Source organism: Streptomyces sp. NPDC002054 (assembly GCF_040296685.1).
In the GTDB taxonomy this organism is placed as follows: domain Bacteria; phylum Actinomycetota; class Actinomycetes; order Streptomycetales; family Streptomycetaceae; genus Streptomyces.
This window is the reverse complement of the sequence record NZ_JBEOXT010000020.1, coordinates 117969-141847: the sequence shown is the minus strand read 5'-3', so window position 1 is coordinate 141847 and position 23879 is coordinate 117969. Positions and strand designations below refer to the sequence as shown.

Genomic DNA, 23879 nt, shown 5'->3' with positions numbered 1-23879 from the left:
CCCAGGGGCTGATGCTGACCGCTTGCTGACCAAAGCCCCGCTGCCGGGCCTCTGACCTGCGGAAACGTCCAGATGTCAGATGTGGGACTTGAACATGGTGCGAAGCACGGAGAAACTCCCGATCTGTCTGCTCCCTGCCTGCTCATTGCAGGTCAAGGGCGGAGTCCGCAGCGTACAGCGATTCGCATGTCCGGTCAGCTCTCCGCAGGTGTTGCAGCGCTCACGCTGACCAATCACTGAGTGCCGGACAGCCAGGCGTCGAGGGTGGCGGCGGTCTCGAACGCGAGGGACTCCGGGATGCTTCCGGAACCACCGCAGGAGGGAAATAGGTCGGTTTCTGTCCCGATCCGGGTTGTCGGCTGCGCCACAACCGGCCGATAAGTTACCTGTGAGTCGCTCGCGTACGAGCGGGTCCTGGCCGTCGGCGAGGCGGGCCTGGTCGGCCACGCCGACCGGGACCTCGCGGTCGCCCCGCCCAGGGGCGTCCACTCGGCGTCGGCGACCGAGGGCCCGTGGCGCGGGGCGAAGAGGCAGGGCGGGCGGCCTCCGGCAGGGGCTCGCCCTCCTGGCGGGCCACCAGCCGGTCCGTTGAACGAGGTGAAGGGGGGCCCAGCTCTTCGCCCGCCCCGGCACCAAGGTCACCGTGGTCGAGGCCTGGACCCGTTCGCTCCCTTCGAAGAGCCCGGATCTCCGCCGTGATCGAACTGGCGCTCCCGGACGAGGGCATCACCGTCCAGACCGGTGCCGCCCTCACCTCCGTACGCACGGAGAACCGCGCCAGGATCGCCGCCCTACGAAGCCACGTGGGCGAGGAGGTCGAGCTGCGCGCCTCCCACCTGCTGATCGCCACCGGCCGCCGCCCCGTCACTGCTGCTCTCGGCCTCGACACGGTCGGAGTGAAGACCGGGATACGCGGCGAGGTGGTCGTCGACGACTACCAACGCACCACAACCATGGCGTACGGCGACGCTTGAGGGGATATGGAGGTGACGAACTCGTCACGCCCTTGTTGGCACACTGCGTCGGGTGTCCCTAGGGCACCGAGCTCCTGTCACCACCGACATGCCGTGGGAGGGATTCCGTCCGATGCCTGCGCCGAAGGCTCTCGCGGTGCGGCCGACGGTGTCGACGGCGGTATCCGCGCCGACGAAGCAGCAGCCTGAGGCAACCAGTTCCTCGCACTACCCGACGGCCCCGTCCAACGCGGCGATGACGGCCGCCTTGGTGGGCGCAGGCGGCACGGTGACGGGTGCACCCTTCGTGGGCGGAACGTCGACGGGCCCGCCCTTCCCTGGGCGGCTCGCGCGCGCCGCCCAGGACATGGTCGGCAACGGCGCCATCGCGACGGCCGGCCGCGGCGAAGCGGGTGCCGCCCCGGCCGCACCCGCCGTCGCAGCGCCGGCGCAGGACGCGCCGGCGGTGAAGGCCCGGTCGGGCCCCGATGCGGATCCGAAGTTCGCCTCGCTGAAGAAGGACGTACGGCACAAGAAGCAGGCGTTGGCCGCCTCGCATCCGCCGCCGCGTACCGAGGCGGTGGCGGCGCAGGACGCTGCGCTGCCTCCCAAAGACGACGAGGTCGCGCAGGGCAAGACCGCGAACGCGGAGAAAATGAACGAGGCCAAGCCGAAGGAATTCGACAAGGACGCGTTCATCAGAGCGGTCGAGAAGGCGATCGCGGACAAGGCACCGAAGAACCTCGACGAGGCGGACAAATTCGCCGGCTCCGGCAAGGCGGACGAGGTCCGCGCGGAGGTGCACGGCAGGGTCGGCGAGGGAAAGTCGGATTCCGCCGAGCAGATCGCCACGACGACCGCCGCTGCGCCGGACACGTCGGCGGCCGTGCCCAAGAAGGTCGTGCCGATGAGCGCGGACCGGCCTCCCGGCACGCCGGGCGCGCCGAACCCCGCGCAGGCCGTACCGGACAAGCTTCCCCCGTCGGCCACCGATCTGTCCGCCGGGCCGGCCGAGGTCAACCAGCACATGGCCGACGCCCAGGTCACCGAACCGCAGCTGCAGAAGTCCAACGAGCCGACGTTCGCCAAGGCGCTGGGCGAGAAGAAGGCCGCCGAGCGGCACTCCGAGACCGCCCCGGGCGCGATGCGCAAGCACGAGGCGAGCGAACTGCGGGCCTCCACCGCGCAGGCCCGGCGCCTTGGGGTGGCGGCGATGGGTGCGATGGCCGCCCAGCGGGTGCGCACCGGGCAGCAGGTCGACACGGGCAAGACCGGTGCGAAGAGTCGGGACGAGGAGAAGCGGGCCCAGGTCACGGCGGTCCTCCAGGGCGTCTTCGACACGATGAAGAAGGACGTCGAGGCGGTCCTCGAAGGCCTCGACAAGCTCGTGGACGACCAGTTCAGCCGGGGTGAGAAGGCGGCCCGGGACGCGTTCACCGCCGAACACAAGCGGAAGATGGACGAGTACAAGGACCGCCGGTACTCGGGCGCGAGGGGCAGACTGCGCTGGGTGCGGGACAAGTTCGCCGGGCTGCCCGCCGAGGCCGACAAGATCTTCGAGGAGGCCCGCGACAACTATGTACGCCGGATGCGCCAGGTGATCTCCGAGGTCGCCGACACCATCGGCGCGGAGCTGAACCGGGCCAAACGCCGCATCGCACAAGGCCGGACCGAGCTCCAGGCCGCGGTGCGGAGGCTCCCGGCCGACCTGCGCGCCATCGGCCAGGAAGCCGCGGCCGGATTCAGCGACAAGTTCGACGAACTCACCCAGTCCGTCGACGACAAGGGCACCCAGCTCGTCGACACCCTCGCCACCAAGTACACCGAGGCGCTCAAGTCCGTCGACGACGAGATCGCCGCGGAGAAGGAGAAGAACAAGGGCCTGGTGGCCAAGGCCGTGGCCGCGGTCAAGGCCGTGATCAACACCATCCTGGAACTGAAGCGGCTGCTGCTGTCGGTCCTCGCCAAGGCCGCCTCGGCCGTGATGCTGATCCTTAAGGACCCGATCGGCTTCCTGCGCAACCTCGTCTCCGCCGTCGGCGCCGGCCTGCGGCAGTTCCTTCAGAACATCGGCCGCCACCTGCAACAGGGCATCATGTCCTGGCTGTTGGGCAAGACGGCCGAGGCGGGCATCGAGATCCCCGCGAAGTTCGACACCCAGGGCGTCGTGAAAATGCTCGCCGGCCTGCTGGGGCTGACCTGGCAGAACATCCGCGCCCGGATCACCCGCAAGGTGCCGAACATGGAACCGGCGGTCGCCGCTGCCGAGACCTCGGTGCCGCTGGTCTCCGAGGTCCGCAAGCGCGGCGTCCTCGGCATGTGGGAGGACCTCAAGACGCGCGTGGGCGACCTGCGCAAGGACCTGCTGGACAAGGTCATCGCCTACGTCACCCCCACGATCGTGACCGCCGGGATCATGTGGGTGATCTCGCTGCTCAACCCTGCGTCCGCGTTCGTCCGGGCGGTGAAGCTGATCATCGACATCGTGCGGTTCATCGTCACCCAGGCACGCCAGATCTTCGAGTTCGTCAACGCCGTGCTCGACGCGGTCATCGCGATCGCGCGGGGCGGCAGCGGCGGTGTACCGGGCCTGATCGAACGCGCCCTGGCCCGCTCCATCCCCGTCCTGCTCGGCTTCCTCGCCGCCCTCCTCGGCGTCGGGGGCATCGCCTCCCGTGTCAAGCAGATCGTCCAGGCGATGTCCAAGCCGGTCGACCGGGCGGTGGACTGGGTGATCGACAAGATCGTCGGCCTGGTGAAGAAGCTGTGGGCCAAGATCAAGTCGAAGTTCGACAAGAAGAAGCCCAAGCCGAAGCCGAAGCCACGCCCGGAGCGCGAGCAACCAGGCAGGCCGCGCAGGCGCCGCCCGGACCGGCGGCGACGCCCGGACCGGCGCAGGCCGCAGCGGAAGGACAGGCGCGACCGCAGGAAGAAGCGTCCCGACAAGCGGTCCGAGGCGGACAAGAGGCGCGCACTCGACGCCGCCGTGCGCGACGCGACGCGCCTGCTCCACGAGGAGTCGGCCACAGTCAAGTCCGTACGGCGCGGGCTCGCGGCCATCAAGCGGCGGCACCGTCTCACGCGGATCCAGCTCAAGAAGGTGGCCGAGGACAAGTACCGCATCAGGGTGTCCATCAACCCGGAGGCGGAGACCCCGGTCGAGGACCTGGGGGACAAGTTCCCCTACAAGATCGGCCCGGCCGAGGGGCACTTCAAGATGAGGAAGCACGGGAAGGTGGTAGACCAGCTCAACCCGATCAAGGCAATCCCCATGGCGGGGAGCGACCCCCGGACCGGCTTCGTCATCAACCTGGCGGCCATCCCGGGCGAGGTGAAGAAGAATCCGGGCATGGCCGCCCGGTATCTCCACGACGCGTGGAAGCACCCTGAGACCAAGCATTTCGGACCGGTGAGCACCGCCGTCGTGATAGGCGTCAACACGTTCGAGCACCTGGACCAGAAGAACGACAGCAGGGTCCTCAACGAGGCCATCGACACCGTCAAGCGGCCCGTCAAGCTCATCATGGCGGTGTTCGGCTTCATCTGGACGCCCAAGTGGCTCCACAACGACGGCCATGAGGTCCTCTTGGCGGAGGTGCGCAAGAAGTACCGGGACCTGACGGACGGCGAGAAGCGGATCGCCGAGAACCACGAGAAGGGCCTGCGCGACAAGGACGCCCTCCCCTACGGTCTCTTCCGCGAACAGGTGACGAACTCCTCGTACACCCGCGAGGCGGCGGCCATCCTGTCGCACGCAAACGACCAGGTCCACATCCTGGGCCAGGACGCCGACACCGGAGTCGCGGTCTCCCAGACAACGGGTGTCCTTGCCGCGTACAAGCAGATCCTGGACGCGATGGGGAGCCATCCGCAGATCACGATCGGCGGCTACCACTTCAAGGGCTTCGACTGGAGCCCGGAGGGCGACCAGCGCCCCAAGCAGCTCACGCTGCTCGCCAACGGGCTGGACCGGGCGATTCGGGTCGCCATCGCCAGGCGGTTCCCGCAGATGCTCTACCCGACCGAGCCGAACATGCTCGTCAAGGCGTGGGACCGCCACCGGCCGGACGGCCTCTTCCAGAACAGCCGTATCCACGCCCTGCGCCAGATCCAGGGCGGGCTCTACGGAATCGGCAGTGCGGAAGGACGCCAGCTGCGGATCCAGTTCATGGAGGTCTTCGGCGAGCAGTTGCCCGTCGCCTACGCCCCTGAGGCATCCACCACCACGAGCCCGGAGCCGGGCGACGAGGACCGTGGCCTGACCGTACGGCCTTCGGGCGTCCACCTGGCCGACCAAGGCCTCATGCGGGCCAAGGGCGGTGAGCTGAAGGCGATTCGCGTCGCGCACCGGATGTACGCGCTCATCATCCAGTCGCAGTCCTACGCCAGTGCCCGGACCCTGGCCCGGGAGTTCTTCTATGCCAATCCCGGGATGCTGCCCAATCTCCGGGGAAAACTGGAGAAGCGCGTCTTCGTCCATGTCGAGGACATCGCCATGCTCATGGCCGACAACCCCAGGCTGAGCGTGAGCAGCGACGCCGTCCAGGCGCATCTGCGGCGGCTCGAAGAAGCCATCGACCGGCTCGTCCGCGGCGCGGAGCAGCAGAACGACCAGCACACCGAGCGCACCAAGGAGGCCGTCCAGAGGGCTCACGCGGTGACGGAGAAGATCGTCAGGGCGCTGACCGCGCCCCAGATGCGCCAGTTCTGGGAAGGTATCCGTACTGCCTTGGACAAGGCGATGAGGGACGCACCGCGAAGCGGAGGAGAGTCGCAGTGAAACCGGAGACGGTAGACGGGCTGCGCGAGGAGGCGTCGCGCGGCGACTACGGGTCGATGGCACGACTGGCGCGCGCACTGTATGGGTGCGGGCTGGGGCCGCGCGAGGTGGTGCGCGAGTGCTACGGAGTCGACTTTCCCGAGGAGTTCTTCGCCCTCGTCGACGCCGGGCCGTGGGTGCGGTATCTCCTGGTGTACTTCACCAATCAGCCCTGGCAGCTGGCCGTACCGCCCGAACGGGGCGGCCCGGCCGAAGGTCCCGACGAGATGGCCGACACCGAACTGCTGATCCTGGCCCGCGACCCGGACCTGATGCCGCTGTTCCAGATCCCGGCGTACGCTCCCGGCGAGGACGACCGCGTCGTCTGCTACCGGCTTGCGGAGCTGCGGGCGGGCCGCCCCACGCTCTACTGCCTGGACGTGACGGACTACCCCGGCATCGAAGTCCGTGACACGGAGGCGGTGCGCTGCGGAGAGTCCATGCTCACAGTTCTGGAGGACGCGCACGCCGACGACCTCCGCCGGCTTGAAGAGGAAGCCCGGCTGCCGTCGAACCGGGGCGCCGGGTCGGTCGACCGCTCCGAGGTGGACCAGGCGAGCGAATCTCTCGAACTGGTGAGGGAGTTGGCTAGGAAGCTGGCCGGGCCTCAGGCTCAGGAGGGCTGAACAGCCCGCGGCTTCGGTGCCACTGCCATGGCCGTGGGCGGGATGGGACTCGCCTGAGCCGCCGCGCCCGCCACCGCCGCATTGCCCACCTGGTTCTGGCCCGCCACGAGGAGGCGCTCGAAGGCAGTCGGGGGTTTCGCCGGCGCCGTGGCCGGCCGGGTCTGGCGGGTCGCCGTCGCCGTCTCCTGGGCCCTCGCGGGTGGGACCGGGGCCACCAGGCGGTGGAGGGAGAGCGGGGGTTCGGTGGGCAGCATCGGTGTCTCACCCCTGGGATCCGGTGTCATCGAGCAGATGGTGATGGGGACCGAGTTCGCCCGGGCGGAGCAGCCGGGCCTCGCGTTGGAACTGGCGGGCCACGCCGCGGACGACGTGCCGCATGTCGATCGTAGCGCTGCCGCCGTCGGCCGCGGCGAGTGCGGCGGTGCGGGCTGCCGCGTTGATTGCGGCGCCCGTCATGTCCAGGCGGGCCAGGACGTCCAGGTCCACGTCGGCGGCGAGCGGGGCCTCCGGGGGGAAGGCCAGGCGCCAGAGTCTGCGCCGCTCCGCCGTGGTCGGGCGGGGGAAGTGGACGACGAAGTGGAAGCGCCGGGTGAACGCCGGGTCGATGTTGTCCTTGAGGTTGCTGGTCAGGATCACCAGGCCGTCGCTGGCCTCCAGGCGCTGGAGCAGATAGCCGACTTCGAGGTTGGCGTAGCGGTCGGTGCCGTGTTTGACCTCACCGCGCTTGCCGAACAACGAGTCGGCCTCGTCGAAGAGCAGTACCGCGTGGCTCTCCTCGGCCTGCCGGAACGCGGCCTCCAGGTTCTTCTCCGTCTCCCCCACCCATTTGGAGACGATCTGGGCGAGGTCCACCTTGAGCAGCTCCAGGCCGAGCATGCCGGTGACGATCTCGGCGGACATGGTCTTGCCGGTGCCGGGTTCGCCGGTGAAGAGCGCCTTGACTCCGCCGTGCGCCGAGCGGCGTGCGAAACCCCAGGTCTCGGCGATCCGGGGCCAGGCACGGGAGGCCGAGGCGATCTCCAGGATCTGGTTCAGCTGGACCTCGGGCAGGACCAGGTCGTCCACGGTGCGCCGGGGCACGATCGAGCGCACCGCGCTGCCGCCGCGTCCCCGGATGACGGTGGCGATGGCGGGCTCAACGTGGTCCGCGACCGGCTCCGGGTGCCCATTGCCCGCCAGGCGCGCCCCGGCCCCGGCCACCGACGCCACGGCGCGCAGTTCGCCGCCGCTCATCCGGTAACGGACGGCGAGGTCTTCGAGGAGCGTGCCGTTCAGGTCCGGAAGCGCGGCCGACCACATCGTCCGGCGATCGCCCAACCCCGGTGTGGGAAGCGTGAGTTCGGCGTAGCCGCGGGCGGCGAGCAGTCCCGCCGGCCGCCAGGGTTTCAGGCCGGTCAGGCACACCGGGGCCCGCGAGCGGAGCAGGGCGCCGGACAGCGCGTCGGCCTGCTGTCGGTGCGCCTCGCCGTACAGGTCGTCGGTGGGGACCCACAGCAACGCACCCAGTGCGGCGGCCGTCCGCAAGTCGGCTTCGGGATCGGCTGCCAGGCACCTCAGCGGTGTTCCCGCCGCGCGGGCGAGGGCTTGGACGGCATCGAGCTGGCCGTCGGGCGGAGTGCCCCACAGCCCGGCCAGGTCGATGTCTCCCGACCGCAGCGCGCGGCCCAGCCGGGTGAGCCGGTCCGAAGCCAGATACGGGGGCAGGACCCGTGGCTCCGGCTGTACAACCTCGCCGGGGTCGTGGCCGAGCAGCCCTACGTCCGTGCCCCAGCCCAGCAGGAAGTCCAGTACTCCGGGGCCCAGGACCAGTTCCTGGGCGAGCTCAAGGGCGGACTCTCCGTAGGTGCGCAGCAGGCCGTAGCGGCGCAGCGCCCCGGCCGGTCCGAGCGCGCGGCGCAGCGCGAGGCGGGCGGCCGCGCTTGGCTCCCCCGCCGTGCCCTGCGGCTCATCGGCGCGAACTCCGGCCAACGCCCCGACCGTTACCAGTAGTTCCACGCTCGGCAGCCGCCGGTTCAGGTTGTCCACGATGTACGCGTAGATCCGCTCGTAGCCGCGGTCCAGTTCGGGCGCGGCCACCAGGAGCAGGGCGTCCTGTTCGGCGCGGGTCAGGCCGAACCTGGTGGAGAGCGCGTCCAGCGGCAGGGTCTGGCCTTCGGCCGACGCGCCCCGCCTCAGATCCCGTTCGGCTTCCGGCTCGGGCCGCTGGAGTACGTACGGCCCAGCCATCGCGTCGGTGAAGGCGCGCACCTCGCCGAGCAGCACCTCGACCTGTTCGTCGGTCACACAGTACGGCGCGAGGTCCGGCCGGGTGAGCCGGGCCGCGATCCGCGCCTGCCGCTCGACGGCGGCGCGCAGCGCCCGGTGGACGTCCGTGAGGCGGATCCGCAGGTGTTCCAGCGCCGGTTCGCCCATGTGGCTCACCCTCCCGAGAATGTCAGGGTCCGCCCGCCGAGCCAGACCACGTCGCGCACGTCGGTGAGCAGCCCGCCGCGCAGCAGGTCCGCGTGGCGCCGTCCCATCGGGACCCGCACCCGGACGGCGGCGGGCTCGAACCGGACGGTGGCCTCCAGGTCGGCGAAGCGGCTCAGGGCCAGCAGCGGATCGGGGGGCTCCCGATCGCGCCAGAGCGTCCAGGCGATCGTGGACAGGCCCAGGGTGGCGGCCAGTGTGACGGTGCGCTCCAGCCGGCCGTCCTGTGCGAGCGGCACTGCCCGGCGCTCGGTCACCAGAGCGGTGACCAAGCCTGCGAACCGGTCGGCGTGGACGGGCAGTTCAGTGGCCAGGCGCGGGTCCGACCACGGGGACGCCGTGCCTGTCCACAGGGGCGTACGCCAGGGCAGCCGCACCACCGGATCGCCGCGCAGCGGCCGTACGCCGGTCAGGAACGGCACTCCCGCCGCGTCCAGTTCGCGCAGGGAGCCGGGGGGCAGGGGGCCGGCGCAGACCAGCACGGGTGGCTGCCCGCAGGCCTGCCAGTACGGCAGCAGCGCCGCGACGTCCGCCGCCCAGGCGATCGGGAACATGCCCTGGGCGTCGACGAGGAGGAGCGTGTCGTCGGCCCCGGTGAGCAGGAGCGGGTCGGCGGGGTCGTGGCCGCGGCACACCGAGAGCGCCAGGACGCCGTCGAGCACCGGGAGCGCGGGGCGTACGACGCGGGCGAACGCGGCCAGCCGCTCCTCGGGGACGGGTGGTTCGAGCCCGGCGAAGGCGGCAGCCGCCTCGCTGTCCTGTTCGCCGCGGCGCCAGCCGCGCGCGGTCACGCTCAGGACCTTGTACGCCAGGGCCGCGGCGAACAGCGGTGCCTCCTCGGCCAGTTCGACGCCGGCCAGGGCAGGGCCGACCGCATCGAGGTACCCGATGCGTGCCAGGGGTCCGGCGAGCAGGAACGGCAGCACGGAGGCCACGCGTACCTCTTCGGTGGCGCGGGCCGCGACGGCGCCGCCCGCCGGCGGAGCGGAGCGGACGGTGCCGGCTCCGGCCGCCTGCGGAGCCGGTTCCTCGACGGCCTGGTCGTGCCCGCCCGCCAGGGACCGCGCCAGCCGTGCCACCTCTTCGTAGTCCGCCGACGTCACGTACGCGGCGAGCAGCCCGGGCAGGGCCGCGGCGCCGGTGCCCGCCGGCTCGGTGCGCAGAGGCTCGGGCAGCAGCTCGGACAGCCTTCCGGGGCGGGCGCGCCGGGCGAGTTCCGTGAGCAGCCGGGCGGCTGCGTCGTCGTCGGCGCCGAGCAGGGCGAGCGCGTACACCTGGAGCGACTCGTCGGGCAACAGCGCGAGCAGTGCGTCGAGTTCGCCCCGCTCGGCGAGCTCGCCGAAGAGCGCGGCGGCCTCCGGCTCGTCCCACTCACTCGCCGTCGCGGCGAAGGAGTCCTCGAACGACACCGCGTCGCTGGGCGCGTCGCCGGGGACCTCCACCATCGAGACCGGCGCGAAGTGGACCTCGGTGGGCGCGGTGGCCCGGCCGGGCCACCCGGGCCCGCCCGGCCGGACGGTGACGGTCACCGGTTCGGTGATCTCCACATCCGGGCCGTCGCCCGTCAGCTGCTGCCCGAAGTGGTCCGCCAGCAACTCCGGCAGCGTGTCGATCACCTGCTGCACCAGGCCGCGCGGATCCGGTCCCCAGCTCCACCCACCGCGCCGGACCACCGTCACCGTGCACCGGCGCACCGTGACCTCCCCGGCCTCCCCGGCTGTCCGTGCGGTGGGCGTGGTCACGTCACCACCACCTTCTCCAGGCGGCCCGCCCAGCCGGCCACGAGCACCAGGACGCCGTGCGCGCTGCCCGCTTCGAGGGTCACCGGCAGTTTCACCTGGGTCTGCTGGGCGGGGATCTCCCCGGCAAGCACCCGGGTGTCCTGGTCGTCGGAGACCAGGGCGACCACCTTGGCGGGCCGGGCCGCCGCGACCTGCACGGTGACGGTGAGCCCGTCCGTCGCCAGCGCGATGCTGTCGCTGCCGGTCCACGTGGCCAGGCGCAGCAGCGTGGGTTTGGGCTTGCCCTCGGGGGTCAGCTCGACCCCGAACGCCAACGGGTCGGCGAGGGCGGCCGGTTCGTCGTCCACGGCCGCCACGGCGAGCTCCCTGGCCTTCAGCGGAAGGGTCGCGGTGCGGCCCCCGCCGAGCAGGACGCGCATCGGTAGCGCGCGTCCGACGAGCGCTGCCACATCGGGCGGGGCGCCGGCGCCGGTCAGCGCCAGCGCGCCCACGACATGGCCGGTGTCGGCCACGTACACCACGGAAAGAGCCATCGTCAGGTACCGCCGTTCGTTGCCGCGACCGTTGCCAGGATGAGGAAATCGACGGCCCCGGGCCGTTCGACGACCGCGGCCGGGCTGGCCAAGGGGTCGTACAGACGTGTCCGGCACCTGACCCGACGGTCGCCGTCGACGGCCGCCTCCACCGTGCTGACCAGCATGGAGTCCGTGGCGGGAGGCGGTGTGCGCGGTGTCAGCTGCACATGGATCACCACCTGGCCGTCGGCGACCTGTTCCGCGGTGATGCCGGAGGGCAGCGGCAGCAGCATCCCGTCGGTGGCGGTGCCGGACGTCACCAGGGTGCTGCCGGCCGGCATCCGGCCGCTGAAGCTTCCTTCGATGGCGAGATTGCCGTTGGCCGCGACGGTCATGAGCGGGGCGACCCTGCCGCTGCCCTGGTACAGGCCGAAGACCAGGCTCGGCTGGTCGCCGCCGGACAGCACGAGCGCGGGCTTGCCCTCCTGGACCGCCGGGCCCGTCCGCAGGGTCAGCGAGCCCGACCGGGCCGCGACGGTGTCCGCGCGCACCCCGGCGAAGCGCACCCCGACTCCGCGCGCCGCCGTCTCCACGCCGCTGAAGTGGCCGTCCGTCCATCGGACGTAGCCGAGCAGGACGAGCCAGCGGACGGGCGGATCGGCCGGCGGGGCGCCGGTCGCGGGCGGGCGCTGCTCCTCGACCAGCCGCTCGTCGCCGAGGCGCCCGAAGAGGATCTGGTACGCCTCCTCCACGCGCGTCCGGGTGGCGCCACCGGTGCACGAGACGGGCCCGGGTGCCTTGGCCGGTTCCCGGTCGGCCGCGGTGAGGAAAACCGGGTAGGGCTCGTCCGTCGGCTGGTCCGCGCCGTTGACCTCGTCGAAGTCGCTCTCGCGCAGCACGACCGGCTCAGTGAGGACCACCTCGCGGCCGGTGCCGTCGACGGCGATTCCCGGCGCCACGCTCACTCCGACGTGGCGGGCGTTGGTCAGCGGGTCGGTGCGGGGCTCGGTGACGAGGCCGAGCCCTTCGGCGATGCCCCACTCGTGCAGGTGCCGCGCGTGCCGGACGGCCAGGCCGCGTGCGTAGTCCACGGTGGCCGACAGGTCCGCGGCGGCCAGTACCTGGCCCTCGTGGAAAGTGGGGCGCAGGGGACCCGTCATGGCGTCTCCCCGGACTTCCGGCTACGGGAGGAGCGGGTGCGCGTGGCCGCGGGCTTGGCCGGCTCGTCCTGGTCGGACGGCTCACCCGACGCCTCACCCGGCACCTCGCCCGAGTCCCCGGCCCGTGCCTGGTCGTGCGCCTGGTCGTGCGCCTGGTCGGGTGCTCCTTCGAGCTCCGCGAGGCGGGAACCGAGCCGTTCGGGCACTTGCTCCCGCAGCCTGCCCACCTGGGTCTGGGCACTGCCCAGTTGGGTGCGCAGCCCCTCCAGCATGGCTGTCAGATCCGCGACTTGTGTCCGCAGGACCGCCAACTCGTGCATGCTGTCGGTCACTTCGCTCGGGGTCGTGTAGACCTGCTCGTGCAGCGCCTTGGGCGGTGTCTCGCCGGGTGCGGGGGTGAGGAGCAGTGACAGCATCTCCTCCAGGTCCCCCGTGCGCGGCCAGTCGCCGAGCAGCCCTTCGACGTACGGCCGTCCCACTTCGCCCTCCGGCGGGAGCGTCAGCTTCTGGTGCCGCGGCGGGGATCCGCAGCACACCCGCTCGGCCAGTTCCCGCAGCCGGTAGAGCTTGGGCAGCCACTCGCCGTACGCCGATCCGCCCGGCAGCACCTGCTCCCGGGTGGCCGAGCAGACCCGTACGACATCGCAGCCGTCCAGCTCCAGGTGCGCGAGCAGGACGTCGGTGTCGGTGGAGTCGCCGCAGGGCGGGTTGAGCGTGGCGCACGCCGCGTCGGTCAGGAAGCGCCGCAGCGCGACGGTCAGGGCCGCCGCCGCTTCGGCGATCTGCTGCACCTCGGCGATGGTCGCCTTCTCCACGCTGTCCGGGGGCGGGACCGGCAGCAGCGGCGGTACGTCGACGGCGGCGACCTCCGCCCGCAGCCGGCAGTCGCCGACTTCACCCACCTGGTCCAGGCGGCACAGCAGCCACTCCCGGATCAGGCTGAGGTCCGCCCGGAACTCCACCCGCAGCGCGTGGCTCAGCGGTGTGCCCTGGGCCACCATGCGCACCTCCAGTGGCGCGTCGGCGTCGCCCCGTTCCGGTAGGACCCGGGCCGCCGTCTCGGTGACAACCGCGCGGGCGAGTGTACGGCGCAGCGGGTCGGGCCACACCGCTTCCATGTCGGTGCCGCCGAGCCGGGCACAGGCCGTACCCAGGACGCCGCGGGCCTCCTGGACCGTGGCGAGGTCCGGGTACTCCCTCTTGAGCTGTTCCTGCCCGGCCGGGTCGTAGGTGTCGAACCGGGCCACGCCACTGGCAAGGGCGCGGACGTGCTCGGTCATCTCGCGGGCCGCCGGCGGTGGCGGCGGCCCCTCGCCGCCCGCGTTCTCGCGCAGCCAGGCCAGGGATGTGGCGTACCGCTTGGCGTCGGCGGCGTCGAACCGGAACGTCCGGCCCGTGCCGACCGCGGCGGTGAACAGGGCGTCGAGGTAGTAACCGAGCCGCCGGTCACGGGTGCGTGCCCGGTCGGCCCGTGCGAGGTCCCCGATGCTGGCGAGCAGCTGGGTGCCGGGGTTGTGGCGGTGGTCCTCGACGTCGTCGCACTTGACGACGAAGCGGAACCCCTCCTGTATCCGGGAGGGCACACAGCCCGGCGAGGGGCAGGGTTCCTCCGTGGCGTACGGCGCCACCGGCTCGACAGGGAGCTCCTGGTAGCGCACGTAGAGCCCGTAGCGGCGCCCGCCTTCGTCGTCGCAGTCCTCCTTGCAGTCCACACCGAGGGCGCTGATCCGCTGTTCCTGCACCAAGGCCCGTACGTCGACCTGTTCGGTGCAGGGCACCACGATGTCGTTGCCGGCGCAGTCGAGCGCGTGCCCGGGGTGCACCGCCACGGTTCCGCCGCCGCAGGGGGCGCAGGTGACGCCGAGGCCGCAGACGACACCCGGCCCGTACAGGGAGCGGTTGTGCAGTCTGCCCTTCGCGGTCGTGTAGTCGACCAGCAGGCTGAGGTCGTCCTCGGTCAGGAGCTGGCCCGCGAAGAAGCGCGGGCGGACGAAAGCGGAGGTCCTGGTGGCGTCGCCACCGCATCCGCATCCGCAGTCTGTTGACATGATCAGCGCTCCTTCACGAAGAACCAGCTCTCGAAGACGTCCCCGCCCGCACCGGTGCCGGACGTCCAGGGACCGATGCCCGACGGTGGGAGGTCGCACCCTCCGTGGGCCACGGACGAGCCCGTGTCGGCGTCGATGGTCGGTACGCGTCCGCCGACGTGAGTGCCGTCGACCGGGCGGCAGCAGCGGTCCAGGATGAACGCGGAGCGGACGGTGACCATGACGCGGTCGCCGTCCTGGAGCGTCTCGCGCGTGGTCTGGCGGTACCGGAACTGCTGCGTGAACTCCCCGCAGTCGGCGTCCGGTTCGGCGAACGTGCCGCCCATGTACCAGGTGGAGGCGTTGCGGCCGCTGCCGCCCTCGATCACCTGGAGCTCCACCACTCCGGGTTGCAGCGAGTCGGTGCGCACATCGGCGGAGAACCGCACTGCCAGCCCGGCGTCCTCGTCCTGGGTGCCGAGGAGCGCCTTGGCCTCGTCGATGGTGTAGGTGTGTCCGTGGATCCAGTTGATCCCGGTGATCACCGTGGGCACGTACCGGCCGAAGGGGCGGCGCACGTTCATGTGGATCTGGTCCCGGCGTACCGGCTCGTGCCAGTCCACGCAGTCGATCCGGGCCAGCCACAGCACCTTGTGCTCGCACGGGGAGCAGCAGGTGTCACAGCGCTCGTCCACCGGAGGTTCGCACCCGGTGACGCAGATCTGGTAGCACTCCTCCGTCCAGCCGAACTCGCAGTCGGAGGTGTCCGCGCAGGCGTCGTTGTACACGGCGCGGGTGGGCTCGACTGGCCGCTCGGCGTACCGGATGCCGACCCAGACCGTGTCGGTGTCCCGCTCGTCGGGGGGCAGCGCCTTCCACAGGTCGATCACGCAGCTGCCCCGCACCACGACCTCGTTGCCGTCACAGTCCACGGCGAGGCCTGGGCTGATCCTCACCTTGGCCCTGCGCCGGGTGTGCTCCGGTGCTGTGCTCTCCTCGGCCGGCGCGGACTCGTCGGTCGCCGTCGCGTGCGCGTCGCCGCCGGGCGGACAGTCGTCGTCCCTCGGCGCCGGCTCCACGAACAGACCGCACACCACGCCGTAGCCGAGCAGGCGGCGCATGCGCAGCTTCAACTTCTCGCGGTGGTATTCCTGTTCACGCTGGAAGTCCCTGGCACCCAGCATCTGGCCGTGGAAGTAGCGCAGCCTGCGCAGCGGCGGCGCGTCGAACTGCCCCGTGGTTGGTTTCCCTGTTTCCGTCATCGCCCCGTCCTCTCAAGAAACTTGTGTATGCACACCGACGGCGGAGACGACTCCCACGCCCACCCCTCGGCGCATTCCTCCGGGTCCCGGCCTGAGCACCCCGTCGCGGTTCAGCCGCAGCGGGCTGCCGCCCCCCAGCACGGGTGGGGGCAGCGGGACGAACGCCGTGTCCACGCCGACCGTGGACCGGGAGCCGACCACGAAGCCGGCACCGCCGGTCCGTACCGACCCCACCGTGTGCGCGGGCGCCTGCCGCTCCACCAGCCGCCGCAGCGCCTGTGTGTCCGCCGATCCGGCGGGCAGGAGCACCCGGAACCGGTGGGCGTGCGCGGTGAGCGGATCGCCGTCCGGATCTCCGAACGCGCGCAGCGGCGCCGCGCCCAAAGCCGAGCCGCCGACCCGGAAGCGACTCGCCGAGCGGCCGAACAGCCGTACGGCGCCCAGCCCCTGGCTCTGCCCGGGATCCGGTCCGGTCGCCGGTCCCAGCCCCGATCCCGGTGCGGGACCGGCGCAGCCGACCGCCCCGCGCAGCTGCGCCCAACGGCGGTCCGTCGCCAGCTCGTCGATGACCGGGGTCACCCCGAACACGATGCGCACCGCCTCCCGCAGCGCCCACGGCGTGCCCCGGCGCCGGTACAGTTCCGGGGCCGCGGCCAGCAGCGCGCGCCGGGTACGCGCGTCCCAGCCCGCCTCGAACGACAGGCCCAGCAGTCCGGCGAGCCATGGCAGCACACGATCGGGGACCCCGCCCGGGTCGAGGAGGGCCGGATACCGTTCGATGACCCGGTCGAGCTCGGCGAACGTGGCGTCGAACAGCGACAGGAAGCGCTCGGTGAAATCGTCGGCCACGGGGTCCTGGCGGAAGGCCGGCGGCAGCAGGTCGGCGCTGGTGGCCCGGGGGAAGTCCAGCCGGATCCGGTGCACGACCGGGGTGGCGGCGCCGTCGCCCGACAGCCGTAGTCTCAGCCGCAGGAAGCGGCCGGGCGGCTGGTCGACGAGGAAGTCCCCGACTCCCGGAGCGGCTGCCTGCCAGTCGCTCTCCTCGTAGCGGCCGTCCTCGGTCACTACGATCTCGGCGCGGACCGCCGTACCGGCCGGCAGGTCGGCGTCGATGCGCACGCGGTGCCAGCGGCAGCGCGAGATACCGCTGTCGATCACGGTGGTGAGGTACGAGCCGCCGGTCACGTACACGTCGGCCGGCCCCGGCTCGGTGTCCCGGGGCAGGCCCCGCCACGTGTAGGAGTGGGTCTCCGGCCCGTCCGCGCCCTTGTCGCACAAGGAGAAGCCGTCCTCGTCCACCGCGGCGAGCGCGGACGGCGGCAGGGCCTCGGCCAGTTCGTCCACGGTCGCGGCGCGGAAGGGGCGGCCGTGACCGCCCTTGTGGATCCTCAGCCGGGCCCCGTCGTCGGTGAGCAGCCATACCGTCCGCTCCGGTCCGGCGCGCAACCCGATGATCTCGCCCCGGACGCCGGTGCGCAGCACCCCACGGAAGCCGCCCGTCGAGTCGAACCGGCGCAGTTGAGTGCTGCCCTGACAGGCAATCAGGATTTCGTCGCCGGGAGCGAGCGCGGCCCACCGGGGCTGTCGCACCGGGATCACCCCGGTGAGCTGGGCGCCCTCGCAGCGCCACACGAGCACCCGGTCGGACTCCACCACGGCCAGCCGGTGGCCGCGCGCGGCGACCGAGACCGGCTCGCGCAGCGGGGCCGGGTCGCAGTCGGGCGGCCATACCGGCGTGAAGGCGCCGGTGCACACATCGCGGCGCAGCAGCCGCCGCTCCTGGGGAACGAGCAGGTACCAGGCGCACGGATCGCACCCCGGCGCGAGGCGCGGGTCGGGGAACCACGGCAGCAGTTGGGCCCTGGTGGGGCCTTCCGGCGCGGCGCCGCGGTAGGCGAGCCGGATCCCCGCCGGGTCGTCGAATCCCACGATGCCGCCCGTGCCCGGCTCGCTCCCGGCGCGGGTCTCGTCCCAGCCGACGTACGCGTCGAGAAGGCGGAAGGTGGCGGGGTGTGGTGTGCACGTCATGGCCGGACTCCTACCGGGATCAGCAGCGGTTGCTCCGGCCAGACCAGGTCGTGGGGCCCGATCGCATGGTCGGTGCAGGGCGGCAGCCGGACTCCGTCGACGGTGAGCGAGAGCCGGGACACGGCCTGGACCCCGTCGACCGCAAGGAGGCGCCGGACCAGTGAGGTGTGCCGCAGCGCGCCGCCGAACGGCCAGCCCGCGCCGTCCTCCCCGCCGCGCAGCGGGTCCAGATAGGTGCGCACCGCGTCGCCCGCCCTGGCCAGGACCACGGCGCGGTCGAGGTCCGGGTCGAAGGCGACCCATGACTCGACGGCGACGCGGCGGTACGGCGCGGGCGCCGCGACCACCGTGACCCCGGCGGGGGCCGCCTCGCGGGTCAGGAAGTCGGCGACAGCCCGCAGCGTCGCGGCGGTGGGGACCGGCGGCTCTCCGCTGTCGTCGCCCGGCGGCACGACGAGGACCCCCACAACGCCGGGGATCGGCGCTCCGGCGAAGTCCGGGTGATGGCCGGGCACGCCGCGGGCGCGGGCCACCGACGCGCCGGGCGCGCGGGTGGCCAGCAGGCCGTAGTCTGCCGGTGCCACGGCCCGCCCTCGGGCGCGCAGTTCGCCGACCCCCCGGCGCATCGCGTCGGCGTCCGGCTCGGCATCCGCACCTCCCGAGGCCGGGAAGGGGTTGTTGACGCCGATGACGTACGGCAGGGCGGTCACCACGGTGTTGACGGCGCCCGCGCGCACGGCTCCGGCGCTGCCGCCGCCGACGCGGTAGCGGACGGCGCGAACGTTGCGGAAGCCGGGTGGTACGGCCGCGCCGTGGACGCCGTCGCCGAAGGTCACCTCGCCGCTCTCGTGGTCGACGGTGAAGACCCGGTCGTCGGCGCCGTAGGCGGCCAGGCTCTCCACCTCCCGCCAGCGGGAGGCGGAACCGGCCGTGGTGCCGAACACGTCGGCGCCGGGATCGTCGTCGACCTCGATGACCGCGGATCCCGCGAGCACCGGCATCTGACTGAGCGTCAAGCGCCGTCGGCCGCCCGCTCCGGTGTCCTGGATCGGCTGCAGCGGCTCGTCCCTGATCGTGCGGGCCGCCGTGGCAGCGACCGTGTTCAGCCGCAGCCCGGACAGCACCGGAGCCGGTCCGTCGAAGGCGCCGTGCGCGATCCGCAGGCGCAGCCAGCGCAGCGGGGGCCTCGGCCGGGCGCCGGGCGGGCTGCCCGGCGCCCATGAGCGCGGGACCCGCAGCTCGACGGTGCCGCTCGCCCGGAACCCGGCCGTGGAGTCGCGCACCAGCTCGGCGGGAACGAGCCGGTTGCCGTCCAGTACGTCCCAGCGCAGCAGCGGCGCGGGGGGCAGCGGCATGGGCGACAGGCCGCCTGAGTCCGCGGGCGCGGGCGGGGCGGCGGCGACCACGAAGCCCAGCGAGAGCCGCGGGTAGGGGGCGGCGGTCCCGGTGAGCCCGATCCACAGGCCGTTGCCGGGCTCCGGGTCCCGGCCGAACGGCGCGAACGGAGCGCTGGGCCCCGCCGGTCCGGGCGGCAGGGTCTCCAGCGTCCCGCCCTCCTGTACGGCCAGGGCGGCGAGGGCGGCCGGGGTCGCGTACAGGTCCTGGTCCGTCTCGTACACCACCTGGCCCGCCGGGCCGGACGCCGCGCTCTGGAACCCGGCCGGTACGAGGACGGAGGCCCCGTCCGGCGGGTTCACGGTGAACTCCAGGAGGGCGGCCGCCGCCCCGGCGGGGCGCCGTCGCACCCCCGCCGTCGCCAGGTGTTCAGCCAGCACCTTCTCCGGCAGCCGGTTGACGCGCGTGAGCACGGGTTCGGCCTGGGTGCCGAAGAGGCGGACCAGCGCGACACCGGCGTCCTGGCGGTCGGGGTCGGTCCAGTCCGGGGTGTAGCCCGCGATCCGGCCGCGTACGCCGGCCCGGACCGCCTCCCGGGTCGCGTCGGTCAGCTCCGGCTGGGCGCCGGTCGGTCCCGGGCCCGGAACGACCCGTCCCTCCTCCTCGCGCGCGGCCTTCTCCCACCACACCTCGCCGGTCATGCCAGCCCCTCCCCCGGTTCGACGGCGGGCACGATCCGGGTGCGGACCGCCCGCAGGACGGGTAGTTCACCGGGCCCGAGCGGCACCTCCCGGCAGTCCTCGTCCGGGGCGGCCCCGTCGAGGCCGATCGCCACGGCGGACACGTCCGCGAGGTCCCCCAGCGCGCGCTGCGCGGCGCGCAGCAGCGCCGAGGGGCTCAGCCGCTGCCCGAACGGCCAGCCGTCCCCGTCGTCGCCTCCCACCAGCGGGTCGAGGAAGCGGCGCAGCGCCTCGGTGAGCACGGCGGACACCCGGGCGCGGTCGGCGGGGTCGCCCGACAGGTCGGCGCGCAGCGCCACGTCGCGGTAGCGGGGCGCGCGGACGAACACCTCGGAGGTGAGCAGCCGCGCCTGCTCCAGTCGGGCGGCGACCGCGCACAGCATGCCCGGGTCGGGGTGCGGCGCGGCGACGAAGTCCTCGCGGGCCAGGTCGTCCCGGGGCACCACCGGGACTATGTGCACGGTCACCGCGGCGGGTACCGGGGAGCACGGGAAGCCGGGGTGCTCGCCCAGGGAGGCGTGGGCGCGGCCGACGGAGACGCCCGGTGTCGTACGGGCGAGGGTCACGAAGTCGTCCGCGGTGACCGCCCGGGTCGCCTCGCCCAGGGAGGCCGCGGCGCGCTGCCGTGCCTCGGCCACGGTCTCCGGATCGGCGCCGCCCTCGGCGCGTACGAGGCTGGCGGCGGACACGGCCCCGTACCGCGCCGGAAGGGCCGCGGCGGGAAGCCAGTTCGCGGTCATGCCGCCGTTGCCGTCCCGGCCGCCGCCTACGGCGTAGTCGACGCTGGCGTCGCGGCCCGGCCGGGGGATGCGGCCGGTGAGTCCGTCGCCGAACACCAGCGCGCCCTCGGCCCGGTCGAGCACGAAGATCCGGTCGGCCGGCCCGCCGAAGGCGAAGTCCGGCACCGGCCGCCACTCCTCCCCCGCGAACCGCAGCCTCGCCTCCAGGAGCCGGTCCATGGCTGCCGGCAGCACGAGGTGCTGGCCGGGCAGCTTGAGCCAGGCGTCGATCTGCTCCTGGAGTTCGCCACCGCTCGCGGTGCGCCACTGACGGTGGTGCGCGGCGGACACGTTGACGGCGAGCTGGAGCAGGCGCGGCGGCGCGGCGTGGGTCGCGGCCGGAGTGGACACGAGGATCCCGCAGTCTTCGCTGGTCCAGCCGGCGGGCGGGTGCAGCCGGACGACTCCGGAGCGCCTGAGCCCGGCCGTGCCGTCCTCGACCTTCTCGAACGGGCCGCGGACGTCGGTGCCCGGCCGGAACCAGGACCAGGTCAGCTCGGCGGGGGGCGGCACGTCGGTGACCGCCCGGGGCAGCCATGACGGCGCGGACGCGGCGGGCGCGTCCAGCTCGAACAGCAGGCTGAGCGGGCCGGGCGCGGGGTGCGCTCCGGTGAGCGGCAGGGTGAACCGGGCCTGTGCGGGAGCCCCGTCGCCGGCCAGCAGCGGGACTCCCCGGCGGGCCGGCAGGTCGGCCGTACGGTCGCGGTCGGTCCATACGGTGACCTCCGCGCCCTCGGCGAGCGGGAAGACGGCCACGTCGTCGTCGAGGGTGAAGACGACCTGCCCCGCCGGGTCACGGGTGAGCACCGTCCCGGCAGGGATGACCGGGACGGCGGTGCCCGCCTGCCGGGCCGCGATGCGCAGCACGGTGGCCGCTGACCGGGCGGGGCCCGGGGGTTCGAGGCCGAGCAGCCGCAGCACGGCGACCACGAGCGCGTCCGGCACTTGGTCCAGCCAGTACAGCCGCTGTTCGAGGAGGTAGGCGAAGAGTTCGAGGAGGGTGACGCCGGGGTCGGCGGGCGCGTGCAGGGTCCAGATGCCGTCCGACTCGGCGGGTATCCGGCGGCGGATGGCCGCCATCATGTCGGCCCAGGTGAGGTCGTCCAGCTTGGGCGCGGGCAGGGTCATGAGATCCTCCGCGTGGGGCCGGAGAGCCCCGTGAGCCCGGCGTAGAACGGGAACACCAGGTTTGCCTTGGTGTTGCTGCGCCGGATGCGGTAGACCACCGAGACGGTGATCCGCGACTCGTCCGCCGGGTCGGCCTCCGCGCGGACCTCGTCGAGCTCCACCCTCGGCTCATGGGCGCGGACGGCGGCGGCGATCGAGTTCTCCAGGTCGCGCAGGTTCTGTACGCTGCCTGGCGCGAAGACCAACTCGTGGGCCCGCGTGCCGAATTCTGGACGCATGACCCGCTCGCCCGTGCCGGTGAGCAGCAGCGCCCGCAAACAGTGTTCGATGCTCTCCTCGCCGACGGCGTATCCCAGCCGCCCGGACGCGTCGGGCCGTATCGGGAACCGGAAGCCGGTGCCGAGGAACTCCTCGCTCATGCCGTCCTCGCCTTCTTGGCCAGTACGGCGGGGGTGAGCGGCGGGGTGGGCGGGCCGGTGGGCCCGGCGGCGGACGGGTGGGTGTGGGTGTTGAACGCCTGGAGCAGCGCGTTGCCGAGCACGAGGGGTTCAGTGGCGCCGCCGCCGAGGTCGATGGAGGGAGAATCGACGGTCACCTTCGGCGCCTTGAGTGTGATCTCCCCCTGCGCGGTCACGGTCACGCTGCCGCCCTCGGCGGCGGTGATCCGGATCGCCTTGCCCTGGTCGTCCAGCTCCACCACGTGTCCGGCGGCCGACTTGATCCGCACGGCGGCCGTGGACTGCGAGTCGTCGAGGAGCACCTCGTGCCCGTGCCTGGTCCGGATCGTCTTCTGGTCGCGGCCCTCTGTCCGGGCGGTCGGCGGCTTGTCCTTGCCGTTGTAGAGGCCGCCGAGCACGATCGGGAACCGCATGTCCCCGTGGACGAAGGCAACGAGCACCTCGTCGCCCTTCTCGGGTACGAACACGGTGCCGTAGCCGTGGCCGGCGTACAGCTGGCTGACGCGGATCCAGTCGGTCACCGTGACGTCGTCGAACCACGGGAACTTCAGCTTGACCCGGCCCTCGTCGTCGCCCTCGTTCTCCACAACGAGCGCTTCGACGACGCCGTAGTACCGCTTGTCTGTGCTGCGGGCCCGCGGTGTGGTCCTGGTGGTCACTGGTCCCCCTGGTGGATCCGCCGTCCGGTGAACTGGGTGAAGAACCCACCGGTGTTGAGCGTGTGCTCGACCCGTTTGACGAAGTACATGCCGGAGAACCGGCGCCCGAGGCCGTGGATCTCCAGGTTGTCGCCGGGTCGCAGCTCGGGCAGTCCCGCCACCTTGCCGGTGGCGGTGATGAACTCGTAGGCACGCTCCCGCAGCAGGCTGATCGCCAGTTCGCGGGCCTCCTGGTCACTGCCGACCGGCGCGTCCACCAGCACCTCCTGGCGGCCCTGCAATGTGGATTCGGCGACCTGCGGCCCGCTCTGCCCGTCGGCGGTGTTCTGCCCGGCCGGCAGGTTCTCCGCGGTCGCGGTGAAGGCGATGGCCTGTTTGGTCCGGGGGTCCCAGCCGCGCACGGTGACCTTGCTGACCTGCTGGGACACCGTCAGGGTCGGGGTGAACTCCATCAGGTTGGGGATCAGCCCCTCGGGCTGGGCGCTGGGGCCGGTGGACAGCCCCGGCGCGTACGCCAGCCGGTACACCCGGATGGGGCGGCCGTCGCGGCCGTCGGTCGGTTTGATGAAGTAGAGCGTTTCCTCGCCGGTCCTGGGGTCCGGCAGGATGTAGCAGTCGAAGTCCAGCCGCTTGGCCCGCTCCAGCAGGAAGGTCGCGTCGTCCTGGTTCTTCTGCACCACCCGCTCGTGCGTCGGCCCCTCCCGGGTGACCTCGACCCGGAGGTGGTTTCGCTGGGCGATCTGCTCGGCGATCCGCCAGTCGGGCAGATTGCGGTAGATCTTGGTCTCATTCTCGGTGGGCTTGCGGTCCTTGAGCCGCAACAGCCCGTCCACTCCGCTGACCTGGACGGTGGGGGACGCGCTCTCGCTGAACTTCGGGCTGAGCGTGGAGATGGTCCCGGTGGCGACGGTGAGCAGCTTGTCGGCGTAGCCGAGCCGTACCGACACCCGGCCGCCAAGCCGGAAGCTCGGCGAGTCGCTGTGCTTGAACCGCAGGTTGGCGTCGTCCCAGTTGTTGAGGGTCAGGTCGAAGCCGGACATCTCGTCGATGTCGCGGTTCACCTTGATGTCGATGATGTCGTTCTTGGTGGACGGGTCCATCTCCAGGCCCTCGATCCGTACTTCGAACTCGGGCGCGTACCGGTCGGGTGAGGCCACCTCGGGCGTGGGAGTGCTCATC

General features: G+C 72.5%; 16 protein-coding genes and 1 pseudogene. 3 read left to right on the top strand and 14 right to left on the bottom strand.

Translation table 11 applies throughout. The annotated features are described in order from the left end of the window. Positions 1–396: 396 nt before the first annotated feature. Positions 397–592: pseudogene (locus ABT123_RS20650) on the bottom strand (hypothetical protein); the annotation flags it as partial. 103 nt (positions 593–695) lie between these two features. Between ABT123_RS20650 and ABT123_RS20645 the strand changes: the two are divergent. From ABT123_RS20645 to ABT123_RS20635, 3 genes are all read left to right on the top strand, one after another. Next, a complete protein-coding gene (locus ABT123_RS20645; protein WP_351316493.1) occupies positions 696–974 on the top strand; it encodes an FAD-dependent oxidoreductase in 279 nt (92 codons plus the stop codon). A 112-nt stretch (positions 975–1086) separates the two neighbouring features. Further along, positions 1087–5733, top strand: coding sequence for a phage tail protein (locus tag ABT123_RS20640; RefSeq protein ID WP_351316491.1), 4647 nt, complete (start codon positions 1087–1089; stop codon positions 5731–5733). Next, positions 5730–6398, top strand: coding sequence for a hypothetical protein (locus ABT123_RS20635; protein WP_351316488.1), 669 nt, complete (start codon positions 5730–5732; stop codon positions 6396–6398). Before ABT123_RS20640 ends, ABT123_RS20635 begins: the two co-directional genes overlap by 4 nt. Here the strand turns inward: ABT123_RS20635 and ABT123_RS20630 are convergent. Genes ABT123_RS20630 through ABT123_RS20570 form a run of 13 tightly spaced genes read right to left on the bottom strand, consistent with a single transcriptional unit; the run spans position 6386 to position 23878 of the window. Next, complete coding sequence (locus ABT123_RS20630; protein WP_351316485.1) at positions 6386–6652, bottom strand: hypothetical protein; 267 nt, start codon at positions 6650–6652, stop codon at positions 6386–6388. The two genes, ABT123_RS20635 and ABT123_RS20630, sit on opposite strands and share 13 nt — an antisense overlap. Before the next feature lie 7 nt (positions 6653–6659). After that, positions 6660–8810, bottom strand: a complete 2151-nt coding sequence (locus tag ABT123_RS20625) for an ATP-binding protein (protein ID WP_351316547.1) — start codon at positions 8808–8810, stop codon at positions 6660–6662. Between the two features lie 5 nt (positions 8811–8815). Next, positions 8816–10609 (bottom strand): hypothetical protein, encoded by a 1794-nt coding sequence (locus tag ABT123_RS20620; protein ID WP_351316482.1) that lies wholly within the window; start codon positions 10607–10609, stop codon positions 8816–8818. Then, entirely contained in the window at positions 10606–11142 is a 537-nt protein-coding gene (locus ABT123_RS20615) for a hypothetical protein (RefSeq protein ID WP_351316480.1), read from the bottom strand. Before ABT123_RS20615 ends, ABT123_RS20620 begins: the two co-directional genes overlap by 4 nt. Before the next feature lie 2 nt (positions 11143–11144). Further along, positions 11145–12284, bottom strand: coding sequence for a hypothetical protein (locus ABT123_RS20610; RefSeq protein WP_351316478.1), 1140 nt, complete (start codon positions 12282–12284; stop codon positions 11145–11147). Beyond that, a complete protein-coding gene (locus ABT123_RS20605) occupies positions 12281–14332 on the bottom strand; it encodes a hypothetical protein (protein WP_351316476.1) in 2052 nt (683 codons plus the stop codon). The genes ABT123_RS20610 and ABT123_RS20605 overlap by 4 nt, the downstream gene beginning before the upstream one ends. Before the next feature lie 2 nt (positions 14333–14334). Beyond that, complete coding sequence (locus ABT123_RS20600; protein WP_351316473.1) at positions 14335–15573, bottom strand: hypothetical protein; 1239 nt, start codon at positions 15571–15573, stop codon at positions 14335–14337. 12 nt (positions 15574–15585) lie between these two features. After that, complete coding sequence (locus tag ABT123_RS20595; RefSeq protein ID WP_351316471.1) at positions 15586–17601, bottom strand: phage tail protein; 2016 nt, start codon at positions 17599–17601, stop codon at positions 15586–15588. Then, positions 17598–19637 carry a putative baseplate assembly protein gene (locus tag ABT123_RS20590; protein ID WP_351316468.1) on the bottom strand — a complete coding sequence of 680 codons (2040 nt, stop codon included), beginning with the start codon at positions 19635–19637 and terminating at the stop codon, positions 17598–17600. Before ABT123_RS20590 ends, ABT123_RS20595 begins: the two co-directional genes overlap by 4 nt. Further along, positions 19634–21583 carry a putative baseplate assembly protein gene (locus tag ABT123_RS20585; RefSeq protein ID WP_351316465.1) on the bottom strand — a complete coding sequence of 650 codons (1950 nt, stop codon included), beginning with the start codon at positions 21581–21583 and terminating at the stop codon, positions 19634–19636. The genes ABT123_RS20590 and ABT123_RS20585 overlap by 4 nt, the downstream gene beginning before the upstream one ends. After that, a complete protein-coding gene (locus ABT123_RS20580; RefSeq protein ID WP_351316462.1) occupies positions 21580–22002 on the bottom strand; it encodes a GPW/gp25 family protein in 423 nt (140 codons plus the stop codon). Before ABT123_RS20580 ends, ABT123_RS20585 begins: the two co-directional genes overlap by 4 nt. Then, positions 21999–22700, bottom strand: a complete 702-nt coding sequence (locus ABT123_RS20575; RefSeq protein WP_351316459.1) for a phage baseplate assembly protein V — start codon at positions 22698–22700, stop codon at positions 21999–22001. The genes ABT123_RS20580 and ABT123_RS20575 overlap by 4 nt, the downstream gene beginning before the upstream one ends. Continuing rightward, the gene (locus ABT123_RS20570; RefSeq protein ID WP_351316456.1) at positions 22697–23878 is read right to left on the bottom strand and encodes a phage late control D family protein; all 1182 of its coding nucleotides are present in this window, start codon (positions 23876–23878) and stop codon (positions 22697–22699) included. The genes ABT123_RS20575 and ABT123_RS20570 overlap by 4 nt, the downstream gene beginning before the upstream one ends. Position 23879 lies beyond the last annotated feature (1 nt).